Below are 26287 nucleotides of genomic sequence, written 5' to 3'. Positions count from 1 at the left end.
GTAGTTGGCCCTATCATGGCGCCAAGGTGGGCGTCCTTGCCCACAGCACCTCACGGCACGACCTTGGCACGCCTTCCACGTTTGAGTCTTCCCGGTTACCCGCACCACGTCATCCAGCGCGGTAACAATCAGCAGCCCATCTTCTCCGGGACGCAGGACTTCGAGTTTTTTCTGGCCTTGCTGCAGGAGAACGCACGGAAGTTCGATGTGGCCGTTCATGCGTATGTGCTCATGCGCAACCACTTTCACTTGCTGCTGACGCCACCCACCGCGGACGCCTTGCCCCGGTTCATGCAGTCTGTGGGCAGGCGCTACGTCCGTTATTTCAATGACACGCAGCAGCGCTCTGGCACCTTGTGGGAAGGGCGCTACCGTTCATCGCCGATGCAGGCCGACCCTTATCTGCTGGCCTGTATGGTGTACCTTGATCTGAACCCGGTTCGCGCCGGGCTGGTGGCTGAGGCGGCCGACTATCCGTGGTCCAGTCACGGCCATTACACGGGCCTGCGCGTGGACAAACTAGTGACGCCCCATCCCCTGTTCTGGTCGCTGGCCAACACGCCGTTCGCGCGTGAGACCGCCTATGCGCGTCTGGTCCGGGCCGGTGTCAGCCCCGATCTGCAGGTAGTCTTGACTGAATCTGCCTTGACCGGGTGGGCACTGGGCAGTGAGGACTTTGTCGCTGATCTGCAGCGAAGCACGCCGCGTCGGGTCAGCAAGGAGCGCCCTGGTCGTCCGGCACGCCCCAAGCCCGCCGTCGACTAGGCGTCCAAATGGTCATCAAAGGCCAATTTAAGCGATTTTTAATACGTCCCCAATTAATTTTCTAGCGTTCGAAGTGATCGTTAAATGGTATCTGACCCCAATTAAAACACTTGGCATTTTTGTTGCTGTGCAATAAGCTCCAATGTTCGCAAAATTGTGATTCTGCGGGAGCCCTCTCGATCCGGTTTTAAAGGGTCGGGCGCCTGCACTGACGAGGAAACTGCCATGACCACCGCCGCCGAAATCAAGCATTCTGAAGACCATGGGCTGTACGCCGGCGGCAACGAGCATGACGCCTGCGGCGTCGGTTTTGTGGCGCACATCAAGGGCCACAAGTCCCACGACATCGTCCGTCAGGGCCTGAAGATCCTCGAAAACCTCGATCACCGGGGTGCAGTGGGGGCGGACAAGCTGATGGGCGATGGCGCCGGCATCCTGATCCAGTTGCCTGATGCGCTGTACCGCGAGGAGATGGCCAAGCAGGGCGTGCAACTGCCACCGCCCGGTGAATACGGCGTCGGCATGGTATTCCTGCCCAAAGAGCATGCGTCGCGCCTGGCCTGTGAGCAGGCGCTGGAGCGCGCGGTCAAGGCCGAAGGCCAGGTGCTGCTGGGCTGGCGCGACGTCCCCGTCAACCGTGACATGCCGATGTCGCCCACCGTGCGCGAGAAAGAGCCGGTGCTGAGACAGATATTCATCGGCCGCGGCAACGACGTCATCGTGCAGGACGCGCTGGAGCGCAAGCTGTATGTCATCCGCAAGACCGCCAGTGCCGCCATCCAGAACCTGCACCTGACGCACAGCAAGGAATACTACGTTCCCAGCATGTCCAGCCGGACGGTGGTTTACAAGGGCCTGTTGCTTGCCGATCAAGTCGGCACTTACTACAACGACCTGACCGACGAGCGCTGTGTCTCGGCCCTGGGTCTGGTGCACCAGCGCTTCTCGACCAACACCTTCCCCGAGTGGCCTCTGGCCCATCCCTATCGCTATGTGGCCCACAACGGCGAGATCAACACCGTCAAGGGCAACTACAACTGGATGAAGGCCCGCGAAGGCGTGATGTCTTCACCGGTGCTGGGCCCTGACCTGCAGAAGCTCTATCCGATCAGTTTTGCCAGCCAGTCCGACACCGCCACTTTCGACAACTGCCTTGAGCTGCTGACGATGGCCGGCTACCCGATCAGCCAGGCGGTGATGATGATGATCCCCGAGCCGTGGGAGCAGCACACCACGATGGACGAGCGCCGCAAGGCCTTCTATGAGTACCACGCTGCCATGCTGGAGCCGTGGGACGGTCCTGCCTCCATTGTGTTCACCGACGGTCGCCAGATCGGCGCCACGCTGGACCGCAACGGTCTGCGTCCCTCGCGCTACTGCGTGACCGATGACGATCTGGTCATCATGGCCTCTGAGTCGGGCGTGTTGCCGGTGCCCGAGCACAAGATCGTGCGCAAATGGCGTCTGCAGCCGGGCAAGATGTTCCTGATCGATCTGGAACAGGGCCGCATGGTGGACGACGAGGAGATCAAGGCCACGCTGGCACACGGCAAGCCTTACAAACAGTGGATCGAAAACCTGCGCATCAAGCTGGACGATGTGAAGCCTTCGCCAGCGGGTGCCGCGGACCGGCTTGGCCGGACGCAAGGCGCCGCCCCCAGCGAGGGGGGAGGCGAACCACACGCAGTGGGGAGCCACGGGGGAGTGTCTTTATTGGATCGCCAGCAGGCGTTTGGCTACACGCAGGAAGACATCAAGTTCCTGATGTCCCCGATGGCCGCCAACGGTGAAGAGGCCACCGGCTCCATGGGCAACGACAGCCCGCTGGCCGTGCTGTCCAACAAGAACAAGCCGCTTTACAACTATTTCAAGCAGTTGTTTGCGCAGGTGACCAACCCGCCGATCGACCCGATCCGCGAGGCGATTGTGATGTCGCTGGTGTCCTTCATCGGCCCCAAGCCTAACTTGCTCGACATCAACCAGGTCAATCCGCCGATGCGGCTGGAAGTCAGCCAGCCGGTGCTCAACGTCGCCGACATGCAGAAGCTGCGCGACATTGAAGCGCACACCCAGGGCAAGTTCAAAAGCTACACGCTGGATATCACCTATCCGTTGGCGTGGGGCCATGAGGGTGTTGAGGCCAAGCTGGCCTCGCTGTGCGCCGAAGCCGTCGATGCCATCAAGGACGGCAAGAACATCCTGATCGTCAGCGACCGCGGCATCAGCGCCACGCAGGTGGCGATTCCTGCGCTGCTGGCCCTGTCGGCGATTCACCAGCATCTGGTGAAAGAAGGTCTGCGCACTACCGCCGGTCTGGTGGTGGAAACCGGCTCCGCCCGCGAGGTGCACCACTTCGCGGTTTTGGCGGGTTACGGCGCCGAGGCGGTTCACCCCTACCTCGCGATGGAAACGCTGGCCGAGCTCTCCAAGGGTCTGCCCGGCGATCTCAGCACTGAGAAAGCGGTCTACAACTACACCAAGGCCATCGGCAAGGGTCTCTCGAAGATCATGTCCAAGATGGGCGTTTCGACCTACATGAGCTACTGCGGTGCGCAGCTGTTCGAGGCGATTGGCCTGAACCGCGACACCATCGCCAAGTTCTTCACCGGCACTGCAAGTCAGGTGGAGGGCATGGGTGTGTTCGAGATTGCCGAAGAAGCGCTGCGCATGCACCGCGCGGCATTCAGCGACGACCCGGTGCTCGCCAACATGCTCGACGCTGGCGGCGAGTACGCCTGGCGCGCACGCGGGGAAGACCACATGTGGACGCCGGACGCCATTGCCAAGCTGCAGCACTCGACCCGCGCCAACAACTGGAACACGTACAAGGAATACGCCCAGCTGATCAACGACCAGAACCGCCGTCACATGACGCTGCGCGGCCTGTTCGAATTCAAGATCGACCCAAGTAAAGCGATCCCGATTGACGAGGTCGAGCCGGCCAAGGAAATCGTCAAGCGCTTTGCAACGGGTGCGATGTCGCTCGGCTCCATCAGCACCGAGGCGCACGCCACGCTGGCCGTGGCCATGAACCGCATCGGCGGCAAGAGCAACACCGGCGAGGGTGGTGAAGACCCTGCGCGTTATCGCCAGGAACTGAAAGGCATTCCGATCAAGAAGGGCGAAACGCTCAAGAGCGTGATCGGCGCCAAGCAGGTCGAGGTTGATCTGCCGCTGCAGGAAGGCGACTCGCTGCGCTCGAAGATCAAGCAAGTGGCTTCCGGCCGCTTTGGCGTGACGGCGGAATACCTGGTGTCTGCCGACCAGATCCAGATCAAGATGGCCCAGGGCGCCAAGCCGGGCGAGGGCGGACAACTCCCCGGCGGCAAGGTCAGCGAGTACATCGGCCAGCTGCGCTACTCGGTGCCGGGCGTGGGCCTGATCTCTCCGCCACCGCACCATGACATTTATTCCATCGAAGATCTGGCCCAGCTGATTCACGATCTGAAGAACGTGAACCCACGCGCCAGCATCAGCGTGAAGCTGGTCAGTGAAGTCGGTGTCGGCACGATTGCAGCGGGCGTGGCCAAGGCCAAGTCTGACCATGTGGTGATCGCTGGGCACGACGGCGGCACAGGCGCTTCGCCGTGGTCGTCCATCAAGCACGCCGGCTCCCCGTGGGAAATCGGCCTGGCCGAGACCCAGCAGACGCTGGTACTGAACCGTCTGCGTGGCCGCATTCGCGTGCAGGCTGATGGCCAGATGAAAACCGGCCGCGACGTCGTCATCGGCGCGCTGCTGGGTGCTGACGAATTCGGGTTTGCCACGGCACCGCTGGTGGTCGAGGGCTGCATCATGATGCGCAAGTGCCACCTCAACACCTGCCCGGTGGGTGTGGCCACGCAGGACCCGGTGCTGCGCCAGAAATTCAGCGGCAAGCCCGAGCATGTGGTGAACTATTTCTTCTTCGTCGCCGAAGAAGCCCGCCAGCTGATGGCGCAACTCGGGGTGCGCAAGTTCGACGACCTGATCGGCCGCGCCGATCTGCTCGATACCCAGAAAGGCATCGAGCACTGGAAAGCCAGCGGCCTCGATTTCAGCCGCCTGTTCTACCAGCCGAATGTGCCCGCCGATGTGGCCCGACTGCATGTGATGGAGCAAGACCATGCGCTGGACAAATCGCTGGACATTCGTCTGATCGAGAAGTCGAAGGCTGCACTGGAAAAAGGCGAGAAGGTCCAGTTCATCGAAGTGGCGCGCAACGTCAACCGCACCGTCGGCGCCATGCTGTCGGGCGAATTGACCCGCCGCCATCCGGAAGGCCTGCCCGACGACACCCTGCGTATCCAGCTGGAAGGCACTGGCGGCCAGTCGTTCGGCGCGTTCCTGGCCAAGGGCATCACGCTGTACCTGATCGGTGACGCCAACGACTACACCGGCAAGGGTCTTTCCGGCGGCCGCATCGTGGTGCGCCCGAGCATTGACTTCCGTGGTGAGGCGCACAAAAACACGATTGTGGGCAACACCGTGCTCTACGGTGCCACTACGGGTGAGGCGTTTTTCAGCGGTGTGGCCGGCGAGCGCTTTGCCGTGCGGCTTTCGGGCGCCACGGCGGTCGTCGAGGGGACTGGTGACCATGGCTGCGAATACATGACCGGCGGTACCGTCGTTGTGCTGGGTAAGACCGGCCGTAACTTCGCTGCCGGCATGAGCGGTGGCGTGGCGTTTGTGTACGACGAAGACGGCCTCTTTGCCACCCGCTGCAACACCGCCATGGTGTCGCTCGACAAGGTGGTGACCACCGCCGAACAGCACACCCACGACAAGGCCGACTGGCATGCCGGCGAGAGCGATGAGGAAATGCTCAAGCGTCTGCTGCAGGACCACAACCGCTGGACTGGCAGCAAGCGTGCCCGTGAGTTGCTCGACAACTGGAGCGAGTCGCGACTGAAGTTCGTGAAGGTCTTCCCCAACGAGTACAAGCGTGCCCTGCTGGAGCGCAAGGAGCGTCGCCTGGAAGCGGCGACCGAGACCACCCGCGCACAGGTCGCGACCAACCAGAGTGAAGCTGTCGCTGCCAAATAAGGCAGTCTGACCCAGCACCACCATCACAGAATCGACAGGACTGCATCATGGGAAAAATCACCGGCTTCATGGAGTACGAGCGCATCGAGGAGGGCTACAAGCCCGTGCCGGAGCGCCTGAAGAACTACAAGGAATTCGTCATCGGGCTGGACGATGCGCAGGCCAACAAGCAGGCCGCCCGCTGCATGGACTGCGGCACGCCGTTCTGCAACAACGGCTGCCCGGTCAACAACATCATTCCCGACTTCAACGACATGGTGTTTCGTGCCGACTGGAAAAATGCCATCGACACACTGCACAGCACCAACAACTTTCCAGAGTTCACGGGCCGCATCTGCCCGGCGCCCTGCGAGGCTGCCTGCACGCTGAACGTGAATGACGACGCGGTGGGCATCAAGTCCATCGAGCACGCCATCATCGACCGTGCATGGTCCGAGGGTTGGGTCAAACCCGTGTTACCCAAGCACAAGACGGGCAAGAGGGTCGCGGTCGTCGGCTCCGGCCCTGCCGGCCTGGCTGCGGCTCAGCAACTGGCGCGTGCTGGCCACTCGGTCACTGTGTTCGAGAAGAATGACCGTGTGGGCGGCCTGTTGCGCTACGGTATTCCCGATTTCAAGATGGAGAAGGTGCACATCGACCGCCGCGTCGAGCAGATGCAGGCCGAAGGCGTGGTCTTCCGCACCGGCGTGATGGTGGGCAGCCTGCCCAAGGATTCCAAGGTCACCAACTGGGCCAAGGAAACCATCACCCCCGAGCAGCTGCAGAAAGAGTTTGATGCCGTCATGCTGACTGGCGGCGCCGAACAGTCGCGCGACTTGCCGGTGCCTGGCCGCGAGCTGGACGGCGTGCATTTCGCGATGGAGTTCCTGCCGCAGCAGAACAAGGTCAACGCGGGCGACAAGGTCAAGGGCCAGCTGCGCGCCGACGACAAGCACGTCATCGTCATCGGTGGTGGCGACACCGGCTCCGACTGCGTGGGCACCAGCAACCGCCATGGCGCGGCCAGCGTGACCCAGTTCGAGCTGATGCCCCAGCCGCCCGAAGAGGAAAACCGCCCGCTGACCTGGCCTTACTGGCCCATCAAGCTGCGCACCTCGTCGTCGCATGAAGAGGGTTGCGAGCGCGAGTTCGCCATTTCGACGAAAGAGCTGATCGGTGAGAAGGGCAAAGTCACCGGCCTGAAGACGGTTCGCGTCGAGTGGAAAGACGGCAAGATGGCCGAAGTGCCCGGCTCCGAGCAGATCCTCAAGGCCGATCTGGTGCTGCTGGCCATGGGTTTTGTGTCGCCGGTGGCGTCCATTCTGGATGCTTTTGGCATCGAGAAAGACGGCCGCGGCAACGCCAAGGCCAGCACCGAGTTCACCGGTGGCTACGCGACCAACGTGCCCAAGGTGTTTGCAGCCGGCGATATCCGTCGCGGCCAGAGCTTGGTGGTTTGGGCGATTCGCGAAGGCCGCCAGGCCGCGCGCGCTGTCGACGAGTTCCTGATGGGTTACAGCGACTTGCCTCGCTGAAGCGTCCCGTCGCAGCCGTGTAAATAATTCCCCGCCCGGCATGGCGGTGTGAATGCGGGCTCTGGCCGCACCTGTAACGGTTTCACCCGGCGGGTGCGGCTTTCCCTTTGGGAAATCGGTCGCTTCAAGCGTCTGCGCAGCTGTTGTCTTGCGACGAACTGAAGCCATCACAGGCCGGGCTGCGCTTGCACACGGCTGACGCACAGGTCACCCGCAGACAGCCGTCGGGCGGCAAAGCCCGTATCATCGAGCTTTACGCTGCAGTGCCGCCGGTCTGGTGCTGCAATCACACTGCCCCATGCCCGACATTTCCAATTCCCCCTTGGTTGAACTCAAGGATGTGACGTTTTCCTATCCCGGCTCTGCCGGTGACCGCGTCATCCTGAACAAGGTCACCCTGTCCGTGCCGCGCGGCAAGGTCACGGCCCTGATGGGTGCCTCTGGTGGAGGCAAAACCACTGTGTTGCGCCTGATTGGTGGTCAGCAGCGGGCGGTGCAGGGTGAGGTGCTGTTCGATGGCCAGAACATTGGCAAGCTGGACCAGCCTGGGCTTTATGCGGCCCGCCGTCGCATGGGCATGTTGTTCCAGTTCGGCGCACTGTTCACCGACCTGAGCGTCTTCGACAACGTGGCCTTCCCGCTGCGTGAGCACACCGCGCTGAGCGAAGCGCTGATCCGCGACATCGTGCTGATGAAGCTCAACGCCGTTGGCCTGCGCGGTGCCCGGGACCTGATGCCCAGCGAGATTTCCGGCGGCATGGCGCGTCGGGTGGCGCTGGCGCGTGCGATTGCGCTGGACCCCGAACTCATCATGTACGACGAGCCGTTTGCCGGACTGGACCCGATCTCTCTTGGCACAGCGGCACAGTTGATCCGCCAGCTCAATGACACGCTGGGCATCACCAGCATCGTGGTGTCCCACGATCTGGAAGAGACATTCCGCATTGCCGACCAGGTGATCGTGATCGCCAATGGCGGCATTGCCGCCCAGGGCACGCCTGAAGAGGTCATGCATTCCACGGATCCGCTGGTGCATCAGTTTGTCAACGCGCTTTCCGAGGGGCCTGTGAAGTTTCACTACCCCGGTCCGGATGTGGCCACTGATTTCGGTGGCTCCGGGTCGGCTGCGAACGGCAGAAAGGGTGGGCGCCGATGAGCGGATTCAGTCTCACCCGCTGGGCGTCGGACATCGGCTTCAGCCTGCGCCGGCAACTGGCCGAGATCGGCTATGCCGCCCGCCTGATGGTCAGGCTGGTGTCGCTCACCGTGCCGGCACTGGCGCGCTTTGGTCTGGTGCGTGATCAGATTTTCTTTCTCGGCAACTATTCGCTGGCCATCATCACGGTGTCGGGCCTTTTTGTCGGCTTTGTGCTCGGTTTGCAGGGCTACTACACGCTGCAGCGCTATGGTTCCTCGGAGGCGCTGGGCCTTCTGGTGGCCTTGAGTCTGGTGCGCGAACTGGGTCCGGTCGTGACAGCCCTGCTCTTCGCCGGGCGTGCCGGGACGGCATTGACGGCGGAAATCGGCCTCATGAAGGCGGGCGAGCAGCTTTCCGCGATGGAAATGATGGCCGTCGATCCGGTGCGGCGTGTGCTGGCGCCGCGCTTCTGGGGCGGCATCATCGCCATGCCGCTGCTGGCGGCCGTGTTCAGCGCGGTTGGCATCATTGGCGGCTGGGTGGTGGGGGTCGTGATGATCGGGGTGGATGCTGGTTCGTTCTGGAGCCAGATGCAGGGCGGTGTGGACGTCTGGCGCGATGTGGGCAACGGCGTCATCAAGAGCTTTGTGTTCGGCGTGACGGTCACGTTTGTGGCCTTGCACCAGGGCTTTGAGGCCCAGCCCACGCCGGAGGGGGTTTCCCGGGCCACCACGCGCACCGTGGTGGTGGCCTCGCTGGCCGTGCTGGGGCTGGACTTCCTTCTCACCGCCTGGATGTTCAGCCTTTGAAGGCCATGTCAAACTTTTTTATCAAGCCATGCCAAAATACTTGCATTGTTTTTGCTTGTGTGCAGACGCCCACCGTGGGGCGTGCGCAGCAACCAGGCCGGGCAAGGGATGGTGTGGGCGGCAGTCCTCGCATGAGGCATGGCGCATGTCACTGAAAGAATAACAATGCAACGCTCGAAAAACGATTTGTGGGTTGGTCTGTTCGTCCTGATCGGGGGCGCGGCAGTGTTGTTTCTCGCGCTCAAGTCGGCCAATCTGCTCAGCCTGAGCTTCGACACCTCCTACCGTGTCACTGCCAAGTTTGACAACATCGGTGGCCTGAAGCCGCGCGCAGCGGTCAAGAGCGCCGGCGTGGTCGTCGGACGCGTGGAGAGCATCACCTTTGACGACAAGGCCTACCAGGCCAGCGTCGACCTGGCCATGGAAAGCCGTTATGTGTTTCCCAAGGACAGTTCGCTCAAGATCCTGACCAGCGGACTGCTGGGTGAGCAGTACATCGGCGTCGAGGCCGGCGGCGATCTCAAGAACCTCGCAGCAGGCGATGTGATCAAGCAGACCCAGTCGGCCGTGGTCCTTGAAAACCTGATCAGCCAGTTCCTGTACAGCAAGGCTGCAGACAGCAGTTCTTCCCCCGCCCCTTCAGCGCCTGCCTCACCGCCTCCAGCAGCAGAGAAAAAATGATGACATTCACCACCTTCTTCAAGCGCGGCCATGGGGCTGCAGCACTGCTTGCCCTGGCTTTGCTCCAGGGCTGCGCCAGTGGACCGAACGCCAACCCGGCGGATCCGCTGGAGCCCCTGAACCGGACCATTTTCAGCTTCAATGAAGGCGTGGATCAGGCGATCCTGAAGCCTGTCGCCACTGTCTATCGCGATGTCACCCCTGCGCCTGTCCGCACTGGTGTGACCAACTTCTTCGGCAACCTCAGCGATGTCTGGTCGACCGTGAACAACCTGCTGCAGGGCAAACCGACCGAGGCGATGAACAGCTTCTTCCGGGTCACGACCAACACCTTGTGGGGCCTGGGTGGCATTTTCGATGTGGCGAGTGATCTGAACATCACCAAGCACAGCGAGGACTTCGGGCAAACGCTGGGTTACTGGGGCTTCGATGCAGGTCCGTACCTCGTGCTGCCGCTGCTGGGCCCCTCGTCAGTGCGTGACGGCGTGGGAACGCTGGTGGACTACCAGGGTGATCTGGTCAGCCGAACCGACAACGTACCGGCGCGCAATTCGCTGACGGTGTTGCGTGTGGTGAATGTCCGGGCGAACCTTCTCGGCGCTGGCGAGGTGGTGGATCAGGCGGCGCTCGACAAGTACAGCTTTACCCGGGATATCTACCTGCAGCGGCGAGCGAGCCTGATCGGGCGCGATACCCCACAGAAGGAAGAGCGCTTTGATCTGCCGGAAGGCAGCCAAAAGTAAGTGCCCGCTTTTACGCCGACAACTTTTACATAACGACGCCAAAACTTCACCGCCCGTAAGGGTGAATACACGCAGAATCCATCACGAGCGCCACACGGGCAACAATGTGCGGCAGGGTAAGCGCCCTGTCCAACCGACCCCAAAGCGCTTCGTAGTGTCATAAAGGAAAACCATGAACCGCAGAATTCTTGCGAAACTGTTTGCCACCGCTGTCGGCGTTTCCCTCCTGGGAATTGCACCTTGGGTCCGTGCGGCTGAGGAAGCCCCGGACGCGCTGATCAAGCGCGTTTCGGCTGAAGTGCTGGACAACATCAAGTCCGACAAGGCCGTCAAGGGCGGTGACATGGGCAAGGTCATCAGTCTGGTGGACGCCAAGATCATGCCGAACGTGAACTTCACCCGCATGACGGCGTCGGCCGTGGGTCGCAACTGGCGCCAGGCGACACCGGAGCAGCAAAAGCGGCTGCAGGAAGAGTTCAAGACCCTGCTGATCCGCACCTACTCCGGCGCACTGTCACAGGTCAATGACCAGAAGATCAACGTCAAGCCCCTGCGCGCGGCACCTGCAGATACCGAAGTGGTGGTGCGCACCGAAGTGCTGGGTCGTGGTGACCCGGTGCAACTCGACTACCGCATGGAAAAAACCCCCACGGGCTGGAAGATTTACGACCTGAACGTGCTGGGCGTGTGGCTGGTGGAGACCTACCGCACCCAGTTTGCCCAGGAAATCAGCGCCAAGGGCGTGGACGGGCTGATCGCGTCGCTGTCGGAGCGCAACAAGTCCAACGCCGGCGAAAAGAAATCCTGAAAAAGTCTTGAATCCAGCGTCACACCATGATCCTGTTGCCTGCTGACCTGACCCACGACCGGGCAGCTGCCTTTTCCGGCACGATCGCCGGTCAGGTGGCAGCGCAAGCGGGCCCTGTGGTGGCTGACGCGGGTAGCATGACGGCCTTTGACTCGTCGGCATTGGCCGTACTGCTGGAATGCCGCCGTCAGGCGGTGGCGGCTGGTCGTGGATTTGTCGTGCAGAACCTGCCACCCAAGCTGCGGCAACTGGCCGGCTTGTATGGCGTCGAGGAACTGTTGCCGGCGGCCGAAGCGACATCTGGCTGAGATCCTTTGCGGGGCATGCCTCGGCCTGAAAGGGCCATCCATGCAGCCACGGGGCGGACGGGCTTGGCACCCCCTAAAATAGAGGGCTAATGTCCGCCACCTCGCCAGCCATCTCCTTTCGGTCAGTCTCCAAAAGCTATTCGTCCAAACGCAGCAGCGCACCAGCGGTCCAGGCACTGGACCACGTGAGTTTCGACATCGAGGCGGGTGAGTTTTTCGGCCTTCTGGGCCCGAACGGCGCTGGCAAAACATCCCTCATCAGCATCCTCGCCGGCTTGTCGCGGGCCTCCAGCGGCACCGTCACTGTGCATGGCAGCGATGTGGTCACCGATTACGCCAACGCGCGCCGCAAGCTGGGCGTGGTGCCGCAAGAGCTGGTGTTTGACCCTTTCTTCACGGTACGCGAAGCGCTGCGCATCCAGTCGGGCTATTTCGGCATCAAGGGAAACGACGACTGGATCGACGAGTTGCTGGCCAGTCTCGGTCTGGCCGACAAGGCCAATGCCAACATGCGCCAGCTTTCAGGCGGCATGAAACGCCGCGTGCTGGTGGCGCAGGCACTGGTGCACAAGCCACAGGTGATCGTGCTTGACGAGCCCACCGCCGGCGTCGATGTGGAACTGCGGCAGACCCTTTGGCAGTTCATCGCCAAACTGAACAAACAGGGCAGCACGGTGCTGCTGACCACGCACTATCTGGAAGAGGCCGAGGCGCTCTGCAGCCGCATTGCCATGCTCAAGCAGGGCCGGGTGGTGGCGCTGGCGCAAACCTCCGAACTGCTGCGTGCGGCCTCGTCCAACGTGCTGCGCTTCAAGATCGACAGCGAACTGCCGCCCGCGTTGGCTGCGCGTGCACGCATCACCGGCCGCATCGTGCAGTTTCCCGCCCACAACGCCCACGAGATCGAGCAGTACCTTGCCGCCATCCGCGAGGCAGGGCTGGTGGCCGAAGATGTGGAAATCCGCAAGGCCGATCTCGAAGACGTGTTCCTCGAGGTGATGGCCGAAAAGATTGGAATGGCGGCATGACCGGCTGGCAAACCCTGTTTTACAAGGAAGTTCTGCGTTTCTGGAAGGTCGCCTTTCAGACGGTGGGTGCGCCCGTCCTCACGGCCGTCATGTACATGCTGATCTTTGGTCATGTCATGCAGGGCAAGGAACTGGTGTACGGGCAGGTGAGCTACGCGGCCTTTCTGGTGCCTGGCCTTGTGATGATGAGCGTGCTGCAGAACGCGTTTGCCAACAGCTCTTCATCGCTGATCCAGAGCAAGATCATGGGCAGCCTGGTGTTTGTGTTGCTGACCCCGCTGTCGCACTGGCACTGGTTTTTTGCCTACGTGGGCTCGTCTGTTGCCCGTGGGCTGCTGGTTGGGGTGGGTGTTTTCGCTGTGACCGCCTTCTTTGGCCCGCCCGCCTTTGTGGCGCCCCTCTGGATCGTGGTCTTCGCGCTGCTGGGGGCGGCCATGCTGGGCGCGCTGGGTGTGATTGCCGGCCTGTGGTCCGAAAAATTCGACCAGATGGCGGCATTCCAGAACTTTGTGATCATGCCGATGACGTTTCTGAGCGGTGTGTTCTATTCCATTCATTCCCTGCCGCCGTTCTGGCAGACTGTGAGCCACCTGAATCCGTTTTTTTACATGATCGACGGATTCCGCTACGGCTTTTTCGGCGTCAGCGATGTGTCGCCCTGGCTCAGTTTGGGCATTGTGTTGACTGCATTGATCGCCGTGAGTGCGATCGCCGTGAACATGCTGCGAACCGGCTACAAAATCAGACACTAATTCATGACCAGCGAAGAACTTCAAACCATCATCACGGCTGGCCTGCCGTGCCAGCACATCGAGCTGTCGGGCGACGGCCGCCACTGGTACGCCACCATCGTCTCCAGCGCATTCGAGGGCAAGCGCCTGATCCAGCGCCACCAGAGCGTTTACGCCACGCTGGGCGGCAGAATACAAAGCGACGAGGTGCACGCCTTGTCGATGAAAACCTACACGCCTGCCGAGTGGGCAGCTAACGCAGCCAGCTGACGCGGCAGAACAGACACCATGGACAAACTACTCATCCGGGGCGGCAAGTCGCTCGCAGGCACCGTCGATATTTCGGGCGCCAAGAACGCAGCCCTGCCGGAGCTGTGCGCGGCTCTGCTCACCGCCGAGCCTGTGACGCTGGAGAACGTCCCGCGTCTGCAGGACGTGGCGACCATGCTCAAGCTGATCCGCAACATGGGCGTGACTGCAGAGCGCAGCGAAGCCGCTTCCGGCACGGTGACATTGAATGCGGCCAACCTGAGCTCGCCTGAAGCGCCTTACGAACTGGTCAAGACCATGCGGGCGTCTGTGTTGGCGCTGGGCCCGTTGCTGGCGCGCTTTGGTGAGGCCACGGTGTCTTTGCCGGGCGGGTGCGCCATCGGCTCGCGGCCGGTGGACCAGCATATCAAGGGCCTGCAGGCCATGGGTGCGGAGATCGTGGTTGAGCATGGCTACATGATTGCCAAGCTGCCGGCTGGCCGCAAGCGCCTGAAGGGCACCAGTCTCACGACCGACATGGTCACCGTCACCGGAACCGAAAACTTCCTGATGGCCGCCAGCCTTGCCGAGGGCGAAACCATTCTGGAAAACGCAGCGCAGGAGCCTGAAATCGGCGATCTGGCCGAGATGCTCATCAAGATGGGCGCGAAGATTGAAGGCCATGGCACCCGGCGCATTCGCATTCAGGGGGTGAAGCGCCTGCACGGCTGCACGCACCGCGTGGTGGCCGACCGCATCGAAACCGGCACCTTTCTGTGCGCCGTCGCGGCCACGGGCGGCGATGTGGTTCTGCGCCACGGCCGGGCCGACCACCTCGACGCGGTCATCGACAAGTTGCGTGAAGCCGGCGCGGTGGTGACGGCCGGCGACGGCTTCATCCGCGTGCAGGCGCAGGGGCGACTGAAGGCGCAGTCCTTCCGGACAACCGAGTACCCGGGCTTTCCGACCGACATGCAGGCCCAGTTCATGGCGCTCAACGCGATTGCGCAAGGGCCGAGCAAGGTGACGGAAACCATTTTTGAAAACCGTTTCATGCACGTCAATGAAATGGTCCGGCTGGGTGCCAAAATCCAGATCGAAGGCAAAGTGGCGGTGATGGAAGGTGTGGAAAAGCTCTCAGGCGCCACCGTGATGGCGACCGACCTGCGCGCGTCTGCCAGCCTGGTGATTGCCGGTCTGGTGGCCGAAGGCGAAACGCTGGTGGACCGCATCTACCACCTGGACCGTGGCTACGACCAGATGGAAGCCAAGCTGCGCGGCATTGGCGCTGACATCGAACGCATCAAATCATGATCACACTTGCTTTGTCCAAAGGACGCATCTTTGACGATGTGCTGCCGCTGCTGCGTTCCGCCGGCATTGAGGTGCTGGACGACCCGGACAAGTCCCGCAAGCTGATCCTTCGCACCAATCAGCCGGAGCTGCGCGTCGTCCTCGTCCGCGCCACCGATGTGCCGACCTATGTGCAGTACGGCGGCGCCGATCTTGGCGTCGTCGGCAAAGACACCTTGCTTGAATCCGGCAGCCAGGGCCTGTATCAGCCGCTCGATTTGCAGATCGCCAAATGCCGGATTAGCGTGGCAGTGCGTGACGGCTTTGATTACGCCGCTGCCGTGCGCCAGGGTTCGCGCCTGCGTGTTGCTACCAAGTATGTGGCGATTGCGCGCGAGTTTTTTGCAACCAAGGGCGTGCATGTGGACCTGATCAAGCTCTACGGCAGCATGGAGCTGGCGCCGCTGACGGGGCTGGCCGATGCCATCGTGGACCTGGTCTCTACCGGCAGCACGCTCAAGGCCAACCAGCTGGTGGAAGTCGAGCGCATCATGGACATCAGCTCGCATCTGGTGGTGAACCAGACGGCGCTGAAGCTCAAGCAGGCGCCGATTCGCGCGCTCATTGATGCTTTTGCCAAGGCTTCCCAACCCGCGTCAATTCCTTCCTGATCAACCCGACGGCACGATTTCATGAACCTCACGGCTACCCCCGTCCGACTCTCCACTGCGAAGCCTGGCTTCGATGCCGAGTTCCAGGCGCGCCTGCACTGGTCGGCAGACACCGATGCGGCGATCGAGCAGCGCGTGGCAGACATCCTGGCCGACGTCCAGAAGCGGGGCGATGCCGCTGTGCTGGAATACACCGCGCGTTTTGATGGTCTGCAAGCCGACTCGATGTCGTCGCTGGAGCTGACCCAGGCGGAGCTCAAGGTGGCCTTCGACGCCATTCCCGCCGCGCAGCGCAGCGCGCTGGAGGCGGCCGCACGCCGCGTGCGCAGCTACCACGAAGCCCAGCGCAAGGCCAATGGCGAGAGCTGGAGTTACCGCGATGAAGACGGTACGCTGCTGGGCCAGAAGGTCACGCCGTTAGATCGCGTCGGTATCTACGTGCCGGGCGGCAAGGCGGCCTATCCGTCGTCCGTGCTGATGAACGCCATCCCTGCGCACGTGGCGGGTGTCGGTGAAATCATCATGGTTGTACCCACGCCGAAGGGCGAGAAAAACGCACTGGTGCTGGCAGCGGCCTATGTCGCAGGCGTCACCCGCGCCTTCACCATCGGCGGCGCGCAGGCGGTTGCCGCGCTGGCCTACGGCACCGCCACGGTGCCCAAGGTCGACAAGATCACCGGGCCCGGTAATGCCTATGTGGCCAGTGCCAAGAAGCGGGTGTTCGGCATCGTCGGCATCGACATGATTGCGGGTCCGAGCGAAATTCTGGTGCTGGCTGACGGTAGCACGCCAGCCGACTGGGTGGCGATGGACCTCTTCAGCCAGGCCGAGCATGACGAACTCGCGCAAAGCATTCTGCTGTGCCCCGACGCCGCCTACATCGACCAAGTGCAGGCCGCGATAGATCGCCTGCTTCCCACCATGCCGCGCGCAGACATCATCGCCAAATCCCTGACGGGGCGCGGCGCGCTGATCCACACCCGCAGCATGGAAGAAGCCTGCGAGATCAGCAACCGCATCGCGCCCGAGCATCTGGAGGTGTCGAGCCAGGACCCGCACCGCTGGGAGCCGCTGCTCAAACACGCGGGCGCAATTTTTCTTGGCGCCTACACCAGCGAAAGTCTGGGCGACTACTGCGCCGGCCCCAACCACGTGCTGCCGACCAGCGGCACTGCGCGGTTCTCCAGCCCACTCGGTGTATACGATTTCCAGAAGCGCTCCAGTCTGATCGAGGTGAGCGAGGCCGGCGCCCAGGCGCTGGGTACCGTGGCCGCTGAGCTGGCCTACGGCGAAGGGCTGCAGGCCCATGCGCGGGCGGCCGAAATGCGCCTGAAAACAGTGCCACCGATGCGCAAGCCGTCATGACAACGCCCGATCCCTTCAACGCCGCCCCGCTGAGTCCACAGTTGAAAAAGCGCATTCGCCCGGATGTGCAGGCCATGCACGCCTACGCCGTTCAAGATTCGACCGGCATGATAAAGCTGGACGCGATGGAGAACCCGCACCGCTTGCCACCAGCGCTGCAGGCCCACCTCGGCCAGCGCCTCGGCGTCTTGGCGCTAAACCGCTATCCGGACGGCCGCGTCAATGACCTGCGCGAAGCGCTCGCGGCCTACGCGCAGATGCCCGAGGGCTATGCGCTGATGCTGGGCAATGGCTCCGACGAGCTGATTTCCTTGCTGGCCATGGTGTGCGATGTGCCCGGCGCCACTGTGCTGTCACCCGAACCCGGTTTTGTGATGTACGCCATGAGCGCGAAACTGCAGGGGCTGAAGTTTGTCGGCGTGCCGCTGACTGCAGACTTCGAACTCGACGAAGCTGCGATGCTGGCCGCTGTGGCCGAGCACAAGCCAGCGATTACCTATCTGGCCTATCCCAACAACCCGACCGCCAACCTGTGGGACGACGCGGTGATCGAAAAAATCATCGTGGCGGTGGGCGAGCAGGGCGGTTTGGTGGTGATGGATGAGGCCTACCAACCGTTTTCCAGCAAGAGCTACATTGATCGCATCACCCGCCACAGCCATGTGCTTCTGATGCGCACCCTGAGCAAGTTCGGCCTGGCTGGCGTGCGCCTCGGTTACATGATGGGCCCCAAGGCACTGATTGCCGAAATTGACAAGGTACGCCCGCCCTACAACATCAGCGTGCTCAATTACGAGTGTGCGTTGTTCGCACTGGAGCATCAGGGGGTATTTGCTGAACAGGCCGCCCAGCTGGTGGCAGAGCGCACCCGCCTGCTCGCCGCGCTCGGCGCCCTGCCGGGCGTGACCACCTGGAAAAGCGACGCCAACATGATTCTGGTGCGCGTGCCCGATGCCGGCAAGACCTTCGAGGGCATGAAATCCCGCAAGGTGCTGGTCAAAAACGTTTCTAAAATGCACCCATTGCTGACCCACTGCCTGCGCCTGACGGTGGGGACTGCGGAAGAAAACACGCAGATGCTGGCGGCGCTCGAACAATCCCTATGACCACCCCTACTTCAGTCACCCCCATGGCGCCGCGCACTGCGGAAGTCTCGCGCAACACGGCCGAGACCCGTATTACCGTCAAGCTCAATCTGGACGGCACCGGCCAGTCCAGCCTGTCCACCGGCATCGGGTTTTTCGACCACATGCTGGACCAGATCGCGCGCCACGGGCTGATCGACCTCGACATTCAGGCGCAAGGCGATCTGCACATTGACGGTCACCACACGGTGGAAGACGTTGGCATCACCCTCGGGCAGGCGGTGGCCAAGGCGGTGGGCGACAAGAAGGGTCTGCGCCGCTATGGCCACGCCTACGTGCCGCTCGATGAGGCGCTGTCGCGCGTGGTGGTCGATTTTTCAGGGCGCCCGGGCCTGGTGATGGACGCTCCATTCAAAAGCGGCATGATCGGCACGTTCGACAGCCAGCTGGCCTACGAGTTTTTCCAGGGCTTTGTGAACCACGCCTTCGTGACGCTGCACATTGACAACCTGAAGGGCGAAAACGCCCACCACCAGGCTGAAACCGTGTTCAAGGCCTTCGCCCGCGCGCTGCGCATGGCGCTGGAGATCGACCCGCGTGCAGCCGGTGTGATCCCTTCGACCAAAGGCTCGCTCTGAGCCCTGGTGTTGCGGCCTGAGGCCGACCGGCTCCATCCCCAGTTCTGCGCCAATCCTTTCTGAAACGACTTTCCGAATGACCTCTTCCAAACGCGTGGCAGTGGTGGACTATGGCTCGGGCAACCTGCGCTCGGTGTCGCAGGCGGTGCAGCATGTCGCACAAGGCAGTGGCTACGAGGTGGTCGTGACTGCCAGCGCGCAGGACGTGATGGACGCCGAGCGCGTGGTTCTGCCGGGTCAGGGGGCCATGCCGGACTGCATGCGCGCACTGGCCGAATCCGGCCTGCAAGCGGCCGTGCTGCATGCAGCCGCACACAAACCGCTGTTCGGCGTGTGCGTGGGCATGCAGATGCTGCTCGACCGCAGCCACGAAGGCACCCAAGGTACCGGAACGCCAGGCCTCGGGCTGATTCATGGCGAAGTCGTCAAGTTTGACCTTGCCGGGCGACTTCAGCCGGACGGCAGCCGCTTCAAGGTGCCGCAGATGGGCTGGAACCAGGTCTACCCTTGCGCGCCGACGCATGCGCTGTGGGCCGGCATACCCGATGGTGCCTACTTCTACTTTGTGCACAGTTTCTATGCGTTGCCGTCGGATGCGCACCACATCGCAGGCGTTGCCGACTACGGCGGACGGTTCGCCGCAGCCATTGCACGCGATAATATTTTTGCGACCCAGTTTCACCCGGAGAAAAGCGCAGACCACGGGCTGGCCCTGTACCGCAATTTTCTGCACTGGAACCCCTGAGCCGTGTGACGGCGGGTGTGCCGTACCGGATGCTTTTCGTTAACCCGATTCCTGAACCGTTTCCCTTTTTGTCCCGACCGCCACATGCTACTCATCCCCGCCATTGACCTGAAAGACGGTCACTGCGTTCGCCTCAAGCAGGGCGACATGGATCAATCCACCGTCTTCAGCGAGGACCCGGCAGCCATGGCGCGCAGCTGGGTTGACAAGGGGGCAAGGCGCCTGCATCTGGTGGATCTCAACGGCGCGTTCGCTGGCAAACCAAAGAACGAGCTGGCCATCAAGCAAATCCTGGCCGAAGTGGGCAGCGAGATTGATGTGCAGCTGGGTGGTGGTATCCGCGACCTGGACACGATTGAACGCTACCTCGATGCGGGCTTGCGTTACGTCATCATCGGCACGGCGGCGGTGAAGAACCCGGGGTTCCTGCAGGACGCCTGCACCGCGTTTGGCGGCCACATCATCGTTGGCCTTGATGCCAAGGACGGCAAGGTGGCCACCGACGGCTGGAGCAAGCTCACCGGCCACGAGGTCGTGGACTTGGGCAAGAAATTCCAGGATTACGGTGTTGAATCCATCATCTACACCGACATTGGCCGCGACGGCATGCTCAGCGGCATCAACATTGAAGCCACCGTCAAGCTGGCGCAGGCACTGACCATTCCTGTGATTGCCTCGGGCGGCCTGTCCAACATGGCCGACATTGAAGCGCTGTGTGCCGTCGAGGACGAAGGTGTCGAGGGCGTGATCTGCGGCCGCTCGATTTACAGCGGCGACCTTGACTTCGCCGCCGCCCAGGCCCGAGCCGATGAACTGAACGGATGACCACGTTGATCATGCGCTGTAGCTCTCCATTCCAGCAGGAGCCGCGGAACCGGCTTCGCCGGGCCGCAGGCGGAGCGGCCCCCTCGGGGGGCAGGGAGCCACACGCAGTGGGCGACCGTGGGGGCGCATGCTAGCCAAAAGAATCATCCCCTGTTTAGATGTCACCGGCGGCCGGGTGGTCAAGGGCGTCAATTTTGTTGAGTTGCGCGATGCAGGTGACCCGGTCGAGATCGCAGCGCGCTACAACGACCAGGGTGCTGACGAGCTGACCTTTCTGGACATCACCGCCACCAGCGACGGCCGTGATTTGATCCTGCACATCATCGAGGCGGTGGCCTCGCAGGTGTTCATTCCGCTCACCGTGGGTGGCGGTGTGCGCACGGTAGAAGACGTGCGCCGCCTGCTCAATGCCGGGGCTGACAAGACCAGTTTCAACTCGGCAGCGATTGCCAATCCGCAGGTGATCGAGGACGCCTCGACCAAATACGGCGCGCAGTGCATTGTGGTGGCCATCGACGCCAAACGCCGCAGCGAGGAAGACGCCAAGCTGCGCGGCCCGGGCTGGGATGTGTACAGCCATGGCGGCCGCAAGAACACCGGCCTCGATGCCGTCGCGTGGGCCACCGAGATGGCCCGCCGCGGCGCAGGCGAGATTTTGCTCACCAGCATGGACCGCGATGGCACCAAGTCCGGCTTTGATCTGGCACTGACCCGGGCGGTCAGTGATGCGGTGAGCGTGCCGGTGATCGCGTCCGGCGGCGTGGGCAATCTCGAGCATCTGGCCGACGGTGTGCAGTCCGGTGGTGCCGATGCCGTGCTGGCCGCCAGCATTTTTCACTACGGCGAATACACCGTGCAGCAGGCCAAGCAGCACATGGCTGCACGCGGCATACCGGTGAGGTTGTAACCCCCGTCGGACGCTCACTGTGTGTAGCGCCTTCCCCCCTGCTGGGGCGATATCTGCGGTCCGGCAAAGCCGGCCCCGCGATATCCTTGGTTTTGATGTCGTGCGAGCTTTCCAAATCCCGGACAATAGGTGAATGAACTGGTTGGACGACGTCCATTGGGACGACAAGGGATTGATCCCGGTGATCGCGCAGGAAGCTGGCAGCGGTGATGTGTTGATGTTCGCGTGGATGAACCGCGAATCGCTCCAGAAAACGGCCGAACTTGGGCAGGCGGTGTATTTCAGCCGCTCGCGGGGCCGGCTCTGGCACAAGGGTGAAGAGTCAGGCAATTGGCAGACGGTGCATGAGATCCGTCTGGATTGCGACAACGATGTGATTCTGCTGAAGATTACACAGGAGGGACATGCGGCGCATGAGCCCTCGATTGCCTGCCACACCGGGCGTCACAGCTGTTTCTTTCATCTTTACAAAGACGGTCAGTGGGTCGTGACGGAGCCCGTTCTCAAAGACCCTCAAAGTATTTACAAATAGGCTGCCCCATGTCCTCCAACGACTCCCTTCAGCGCCTCGCCGAGGTCATCGAAAGCCGCAAGCCCGCCCATGGCGGTGACCCTGACAAGAGCTATGTCGCCCGCCTCCTGCACCGGGGCCCGGACGCCTTCCTCAAGAAGATTGGTGAAGAGGCGACCGAGACCGTCATGGCCGCCAAAGACGTTGATGCGGGTGGGGCGACGGACGTGCTCAAGGGCAAACTCGTGGGTGAAGTGGCCGACCTGTGGTTCCACAGCCTGATCGCGTTGGCATACTATGGCTTGAAACCTGCCGACGTGCTGGCTGAACTGGAGCGACGTGAAGGCACCAGCGGCATCGAGGAAAAAGCCCTGCGCAAGGCCCAGCACCGCGAGGCAAGCGAAGCGCCGGCCAAGGGTTGAGCGGCGGCGCGCCGTCCCCCGCCCAACCCGTCTGAACGTGGAGAAACTGGAACATGGAAACCAATCTGGCCGAATTTGACAGCAAGACCAGCGGCGACCGCACCGTGATGCAGCTGCTTTACGGCCTGCATACCTTGGCCTGGTTCAGCGGCGGCGTGTTCGCGGTGATTGCGCTGATCGTCAACTACATCCGGCGCTCCACTGAATCGGATGCGCTTTACATTGACCACCACAACTACATGATCCGCACCTTCTGGTGGACCCTGCTCTGGCTGGTGGTGTTGTCGCCGCTGTGGTTGCTGCTGTTCCTGCCGGGCGCGATTGCCTACGGTGTGGTCTGGCTGTGGTACCTCTACCGGTGCATCAAAGGGTGGGTGCGCTTCAATCAGCACCAGCCGTCCTGAGGCCTGCGTCAGGTCACCCTCTTACCCATTTCCCTGCCCATGAGCCACTCTGAAAACTGCATTTTTTGCAAGATCGCCGCAGGCGTCATTCCCAGCCGCAAGGTGCATGAAGACGATGAACTGTTCGCTTTTCACGACATCAATCCGTGGGCGCCCGTGCATTTCCTGATCATTCCCAAGGCGCATATTCCGTCCATGGCACAGGTCGGCCCCGAGCATGCGGCCCTGCTGGGGCGCATGATGGTGCTGGCTCCGCAACTGGCCAAGGTACAGGGTTGCAACCCTTACCCGGCCGGTGGTTTTCGCATTGTGACAAACACCGGTTCGGAAGGCGGTCAGGAAGTTCACCATCTGCACCTGCACGTGATGGGTGGGCCGCGCCCCTGGCTCAGGGGCTGAGCTAGGCTTGAGCAAGGCTTGCCCAAGGCGGATCGACGCCAATCGCGCCTGTCCGGGCGTTTGGCCTGCAGGTCAGTAGGTCTACTCAGGCGCACACGGCGGCGGGCCTTTAGAATCGGGTCAGTCGCTGGTGAGTCAGCACAACCTGCAATAACTGAATTTAGGAGCAAATCATGGGTTCATTTTCCATCTGGCACTGGCTGATCGTGCTGCTGATCGTGGTGATGGTGTTTGGCACCAAGAAGCTCAAGAACATCGGCGGCGACCTGGGCGGTGCCGTCAAGGGCTTCAAGGACGGCATGAAAGAAGGCGGCCAGTCGACTGCCGAAGACAAGCCGGCCGCTCCTGCTGGCCAGGTCACCAACGCCCAGGCCGCCGACAAGGCCACGATCGACGTCGAAGCACGCCAGAAGTCCTGATTGAACGCTCGTCGCCCCCCGCGCCTTCTGATTTCGCGCCGCGGGGGATTGCAGGGCCTGCAGTCCGGCGAAACCGGTCCTGCGTTCCCTGCTGGCATAGAAAACTCCACCTTGATGTTCCATGATTGATCTCGGCATTTCGAAGATTGCGCTGATTGGCGCAGTGGCCCTGATCGTCATCGGGCCCGAGAAGCTGCCGCGTGTGGCGCGCACGGTGGGTACCTTGCTGGGCAAGGCGCAGCGCTATGTGGCCGACGTCAAGCAGGAAGTGAACCGTTCCATGGAGCTCGATGAGCTCAAGAAGATGAAGGAAACGGTGGAAGGCGCAGCGCGTGATGTGGAGAGCTCCATACAGACCAACGCCAGCGACTTCGAGAAATCGTGGACCGAAACGACCGGTGAGATCATGGGTGAAGCCGGTGGTGTTGACAGCAATGGGAACTCCATTGGCTTTGACCTTCCGCCCGAATACCGTCACCCCAAGAAGAAATGGCGCATCAAGCAGGGCGCCATGCCGCAGTGGTACAAAGCCCGCTCAGGTGTTCGCACCAAGGCCCAGTCGGGTGCCGCACGCGTGGCCCGCTTCAGGCCCCGGCCGACCCAGCGTCCCAACGCCTGACGCGGACCCCATCGCACTTTCCCTGTTCCGCGCATTCCGGCGCCACCCATCCAGCGCAGATTTCCCATGAGCGACCCCCAGAACGACAAGCCCGACGAACTTGCAGGTACCGAGCAGCCTTTTGTTCAGCACCTGATGGAGTTGCGCGACCGCATGATCAAGGCGGTCATTGCCGTTGGCATCGCTGCCGCTCTTCTGGCGCTGTTCCCCGGACCCAGCGCGCTCTATGACCTGATGGCCGCACCACTGGTGGCCTCGCTGCCCAAGGGTGCCACGCTGATTGCGACCAATGTGATCTCGCCCTTTGTGGTGCCGATCAAGATTTTGTTCATGGCGGCCTTCATGATTGCCCTGCCCGTAGTGCTTTACCAGGTGTGGGCTTTCGTGGCGCCAGGCCTGTATTCGCACGAGAAAAAGCTAGTGATGCCGCTGGTGATTTCCAGCACGCTGTTGTTCTTTGTCGGCGTTGCGTTCTGCTACTACTTTGTTTTTGGCCAGGTGTTCCAGTTCATCCAGAGCTTTGCGCCCAAGTCCATCACGGCTGCGCCAGACATTGAGGAGTACCTGAACTTCGTGCTGGGAATGTTCCTCGCGTTCGGTCTGGCCTTTGAGGTGCCGATTGCGGTGATCCTGCTGGTGCGCATGGGCGTGCTCACCGTGAAACAGCTGCGCGAGTACCGGGGTTATTTCTGGGTCATCGCTGCTGTGGTGACCGCTCTCGTCACGCCGCCGGATGCCGGTTCCATGATCATGCTGCTCGCGGTGGTTGGCAGTCTTTACGAGATTGGCATTGTGGCTGCGCAACTCTTTGTGAAGAGCACCAAGGCGCCAGACACTGACGCCGACACCGAAACCGCCAAGTCCTGACGCTGTGCGGCGGGTAGCTGAGCTGCCGCGCGGAACAGATTAGCGCTGAATCGCTTTGGGCCGTTGCCGTTTTCCGGGCGTGACGGCAATTTCAATCTGATTGTCTTTTCGCAAGACGGTCAACGGCGAAGGTGAACCAGGCTTGAGAGCCGCCACTGCGGTAAGCAACTGACTCACGTTGCTCACAGCCTTTCCTTCCACCGCAATCACCACATCACCTGGCTGAATGCCGGCCTGCGCTGCGGGGCCGTTCTGTAGCACGCCGGTGATGATCACCCCTCCGTTTTTCGCAACTGATGGTTTCAGGCCAAACGTCTCCGCCAGTTCGGCGTTGAGGTCCTGCGGTTCCACGCCGATCCATCCGCGCGTCACCTGGCCGTCCCGCACAATGCCTTCAAGCACTTGCTTGGCTGTTGACACCGGAATGGCAAAACCGATGCCCATGGACCCACCAGAGCGCGAATAAATTGCGGTGTTGATGCCCATCAGGTGGCCGTTCACATCGACCAGCGCACCGCCCGAGTTGCCCGGGTTGATCGCCGCATCGGTCTGGATGAAGTTCTCGAAGGTGTTGATGCCCAGCTGGTTGCGGCCCAGCGCGCTGACGATGCCGCTGGTGACGGTCTGCCCCACGCCAAACGGGTTGCCGATGGCCATCACCGGGTCGCCCACCTGCAGACTGTCGGAGTTGCCGAGGACGATGACGGGCAGCTTGTCGAGCGCGATTTTCAGGATGGCGAGGTCGGTATCCGGGTCGGTGCCGATCACCTGTGCGCTGGCCTTGCGGGTGTCGTTGAGGATGACCTCGATCTCGTCAGCACCTTCAATCACATGATTGTTGGTCAGGATGTAGCCGCTGGCGCTGATGATCACGCCGCTGCCCAGTCCGCCCTGTGGTTCGTTCTGGCCCTGGTCGCCAAAGAAGAATTTGAACCACGGGTCTTCGGCGTGCGGATTTTTGGCTGCTGCCTTGCTGGTGTTGATGCTGACCACGGCAGCAGAAGCCACCTTGGCTGCCGCACGGAATCCGCTCGGCCCCACGCCCGCGCCGCCTGCGGATACCGGCGCCTCAATCACCGCCACAGAACCGCCGATCGCGCCCCTGCCCAGCCATTGCGGCTTGAGGGTGGCGACCACAAAATAGGCGGCCAGCAGCACGGTGACCGTCTGGGAAAACAGGAGCCAGGTACGCTTCATGGATCGGGTGCTTCGGGTGACTTCAGGTGGTTCGCGTGAACGAAATCGCTCACACGATGGCATTGCAAAACCATATTCTCCCTCAAGGACACGCCAAAAAGCCGGGACGGCCTTGCGTCCC

At 62.1% G+C, this 26287-nt stretch carries 28 protein-coding genes; 27 read left to right on the top strand and 1 reads right to left on the bottom strand.

All coding sequences use genetic code 11. From position 1 onward, the window contains the following. Positions 1–63: 63 nt before the first annotated feature. From AAG793_RS09865 to tatC, 27 genes are all read left to right on the top strand, one after another. The gene (locus AAG793_RS09865; protein ID WP_341907700.1) at positions 64–765 is read left to right on the top strand and encodes a transposase; all 702 of its coding nucleotides are present in this window, start codon (positions 64–66) and stop codon (positions 763–765) included. 225 nt (positions 766–990) lie between these two features. Then, positions 991–5790 (top strand): glutamate synthase-related protein, encoded by a 4800-nt coding sequence (locus AAG793_RS09860; protein ID WP_341907384.1) that lies wholly within the window; start codon positions 991–993, stop codon positions 5788–5790. 47 nt (positions 5791–5837) lie between these two features. After that, positions 5838–7304 (top strand): glutamate synthase subunit beta, encoded by a 1467-nt coding sequence (locus tag AAG793_RS09855; RefSeq protein WP_341907381.1) that lies wholly within the window; start codon positions 5838–5840, stop codon positions 7302–7304. A gap of 298 nt (positions 7305–7602) precedes the next feature. Continuing rightward, positions 7603–8460, top strand: a complete 858-nt coding sequence (locus AAG793_RS09850; RefSeq protein ID WP_341907378.1) for an ABC transporter ATP-binding protein — start codon at positions 7603–7605, stop codon at positions 8458–8460. Continuing rightward, positions 8457–9251, top strand: coding sequence for a lipid asymmetry maintenance ABC transporter permease subunit MlaE (mlaE, locus tag AAG793_RS09845; protein ID WP_341907375.1), 795 nt, complete (start codon positions 8457–8459; stop codon positions 9249–9251). Before AAG793_RS09850 ends, mlaE begins: the two co-directional genes overlap by 4 nt. Before the next feature lie 165 nt (positions 9252–9416). Continuing rightward, a complete protein-coding gene (gene mlaD / locus AAG793_RS09840; RefSeq protein ID WP_341907373.1) occupies positions 9417–9932 on the top strand; it encodes an outer membrane lipid asymmetry maintenance protein MlaD in 516 nt (171 codons plus the stop codon). After that, entirely contained in the window at positions 9932–10675 is a 744-nt protein-coding gene (locus AAG793_RS09835; RefSeq protein WP_341907370.1) for a VacJ family lipoprotein, read from the top strand. Before mlaD ends, AAG793_RS09835 begins: the two co-directional genes overlap by 1 nt. A gap of 172 nt (positions 10676–10847) precedes the next feature. After that, positions 10848–11483: an ABC transporter substrate-binding protein gene (locus AAG793_RS09830; protein WP_341907367.1), complete on the top strand. Its 636-nt coding sequence runs from the start codon at positions 10848–10850 to the stop codon at positions 11481–11483. A 26-nt stretch (positions 11484–11509) separates the two neighbouring features. Continuing rightward, entirely contained in the window at positions 11510–11791 is a 282-nt protein-coding gene (locus tag AAG793_RS09825; RefSeq protein WP_341907365.1) for an STAS domain-containing protein, read from the top strand. Positions 11792–11880: 89 nt separating this feature from the next. Then, positions 11881–12819, top strand: coding sequence for an ABC transporter ATP-binding protein (locus tag AAG793_RS09820; protein WP_341907362.1), 939 nt, complete (start codon positions 11881–11883; stop codon positions 12817–12819). Continuing rightward, positions 12816–13571, top strand: coding sequence for an ABC transporter permease (locus tag AAG793_RS09815; protein ID WP_341907360.1), 756 nt, complete (start codon positions 12816–12818; stop codon positions 13569–13571). The genes AAG793_RS09820 and AAG793_RS09815 overlap by 4 nt, the downstream gene beginning before the upstream one ends. 3 nt (positions 13572–13574) lie before the next feature. Then, positions 13575–13820, top strand: a complete 246-nt coding sequence (locus AAG793_RS09810; RefSeq protein WP_341907357.1) for a BolA family protein — start codon at positions 13575–13577, stop codon at positions 13818–13820. Positions 13821–13838: 18 nt separating this feature from the next. Further along, entirely contained in the window at positions 13839–15113 is a 1275-nt protein-coding gene (gene murA / locus AAG793_RS09805) for a UDP-N-acetylglucosamine 1-carboxyvinyltransferase (RefSeq protein ID WP_341907355.1), read from the top strand. Further along, positions 15110–15763, top strand: coding sequence for an ATP phosphoribosyltransferase (gene hisG, locus AAG793_RS09800; protein WP_341907352.1), 654 nt, complete (start codon positions 15110–15112; stop codon positions 15761–15763). Before murA ends, hisG begins: the two co-directional genes overlap by 4 nt. Before the next feature lie 21 nt (positions 15764–15784). After that, positions 15785–17128 carry a histidinol dehydrogenase gene (gene hisD, locus AAG793_RS09795; RefSeq protein ID WP_341907350.1) on the top strand — a complete coding sequence of 448 codons (1344 nt, stop codon included), beginning with the start codon at positions 15785–15787 and terminating at the stop codon, positions 17126–17128. Beyond that, positions 17125–18234, top strand: a complete 1110-nt coding sequence (gene hisC / locus AAG793_RS09790; RefSeq protein WP_341907347.1) for a histidinol-phosphate transaminase — start codon at positions 17125–17127, stop codon at positions 18232–18234. The genes hisD and hisC overlap by 4 nt, the downstream gene beginning before the upstream one ends. Then, positions 18231–18851, top strand: coding sequence for an imidazoleglycerol-phosphate dehydratase HisB (gene hisB / locus AAG793_RS09785; RefSeq protein ID WP_341907345.1), 621 nt, complete (start codon positions 18231–18233; stop codon positions 18849–18851). Before hisC ends, hisB begins: the two co-directional genes overlap by 4 nt. A 76-nt stretch (positions 18852–18927) precedes the next feature. Beyond that, positions 18928–19596: an imidazole glycerol phosphate synthase subunit HisH gene (gene hisH, locus AAG793_RS09780; RefSeq protein WP_341907343.1), complete on the top strand. Its 669-nt coding sequence runs from the start codon at positions 18928–18930 to the stop codon at positions 19594–19596. Positions 19597–19680: 84 nt separating this feature from the next. After that, complete coding sequence (gene hisA / locus AAG793_RS09775) at positions 19681–20421, top strand: 1-(5-phosphoribosyl)-5-[(5-phosphoribosylamino)methylideneamino]imidazole-4-carboxamide isomerase (RefSeq protein WP_341907339.1); 741 nt, start codon at positions 19681–19683, stop codon at positions 20419–20421. A 127-nt stretch (positions 20422–20548) separates the two neighbouring features. Next, positions 20549–21328: an imidazole glycerol phosphate synthase subunit HisF gene (gene hisF, locus AAG793_RS09770; protein WP_341907336.1), complete on the top strand. Its 780-nt coding sequence runs from the start codon at positions 20549–20551 to the stop codon at positions 21326–21328. 133 nt (positions 21329–21461) lie between these two features. Then, entirely contained in the window at positions 21462–21860 is a 399-nt protein-coding gene (gene hisI, locus AAG793_RS09765) for a phosphoribosyl-AMP cyclohydrolase (protein WP_341907333.1), read from the top strand. An 8-nt stretch (positions 21861–21868) separates the two neighbouring features. Then, a complete protein-coding gene (locus AAG793_RS09760) occupies positions 21869–22261 on the top strand; it encodes a phosphoribosyl-ATP diphosphatase (protein WP_341907331.1) in 393 nt (130 codons plus the stop codon). 53 nt (positions 22262–22314) lie between these two features. Beyond that, complete coding sequence (locus AAG793_RS09755; protein ID WP_341907328.1) at positions 22315–22665, top strand: hypothetical protein; 351 nt, start codon at positions 22315–22317, stop codon at positions 22663–22665. Positions 22666–22704: 39 nt separating this feature from the next. Continuing rightward, positions 22705–23064: a histidine triad nucleotide-binding protein gene (locus AAG793_RS09750; protein ID WP_341907326.1), complete on the top strand. Its 360-nt coding sequence runs from the start codon at positions 22705–22707 to the stop codon at positions 23062–23064. A gap of 173 nt (positions 23065–23237) precedes the next feature. After that, entirely contained in the window at positions 23238–23483 is a 246-nt protein-coding gene (tatA, locus tag AAG793_RS09745) for a Sec-independent protein translocase subunit TatA (RefSeq protein ID WP_341907324.1), read from the top strand. A gap of 121 nt (positions 23484–23604) precedes the next feature. Continuing rightward, positions 23605–24102, top strand: a complete 498-nt coding sequence (gene tatB / locus AAG793_RS09740) for a Sec-independent protein translocase protein TatB (protein ID WP_341907321.1) — start codon at positions 23605–23607, stop codon at positions 24100–24102. Positions 24103–24168: 66 nt separating this feature from the next. Further along, on the top strand, positions 24169–24969 hold the full coding sequence (gene tatC, locus AAG793_RS09735; protein ID WP_341907318.1) for a twin-arginine translocase subunit TatC: 801 nt from the start codon (positions 24169–24171) through the stop codon (positions 24967–24969). 39 nt (positions 24970–25008) lie between these two features. Here tatC and AAG793_RS09730 read toward each other — a convergent pair whose 3' ends face one another. Next, positions 25009–26166, bottom strand: a complete 1158-nt coding sequence (locus tag AAG793_RS09730) for a trypsin-like peptidase domain-containing protein (RefSeq protein ID WP_341907315.1) — start codon at positions 26164–26166, stop codon at positions 25009–25011. Positions 26167–26287: the final 121 nt, after the last annotated feature.

It is taken from the genome of Polaromonas sp. YR568 (genome assembly GCF_943372955.1).
Classification (GTDB): domain Bacteria; phylum Pseudomonadota; class Gammaproteobacteria; order Burkholderiales; family Burkholderiaceae_C; genus Polaromonas.
Note: the sequence above shows the minus strand (reverse complement) of the source record. Positions and strands in the feature narration are given on the sequence as shown.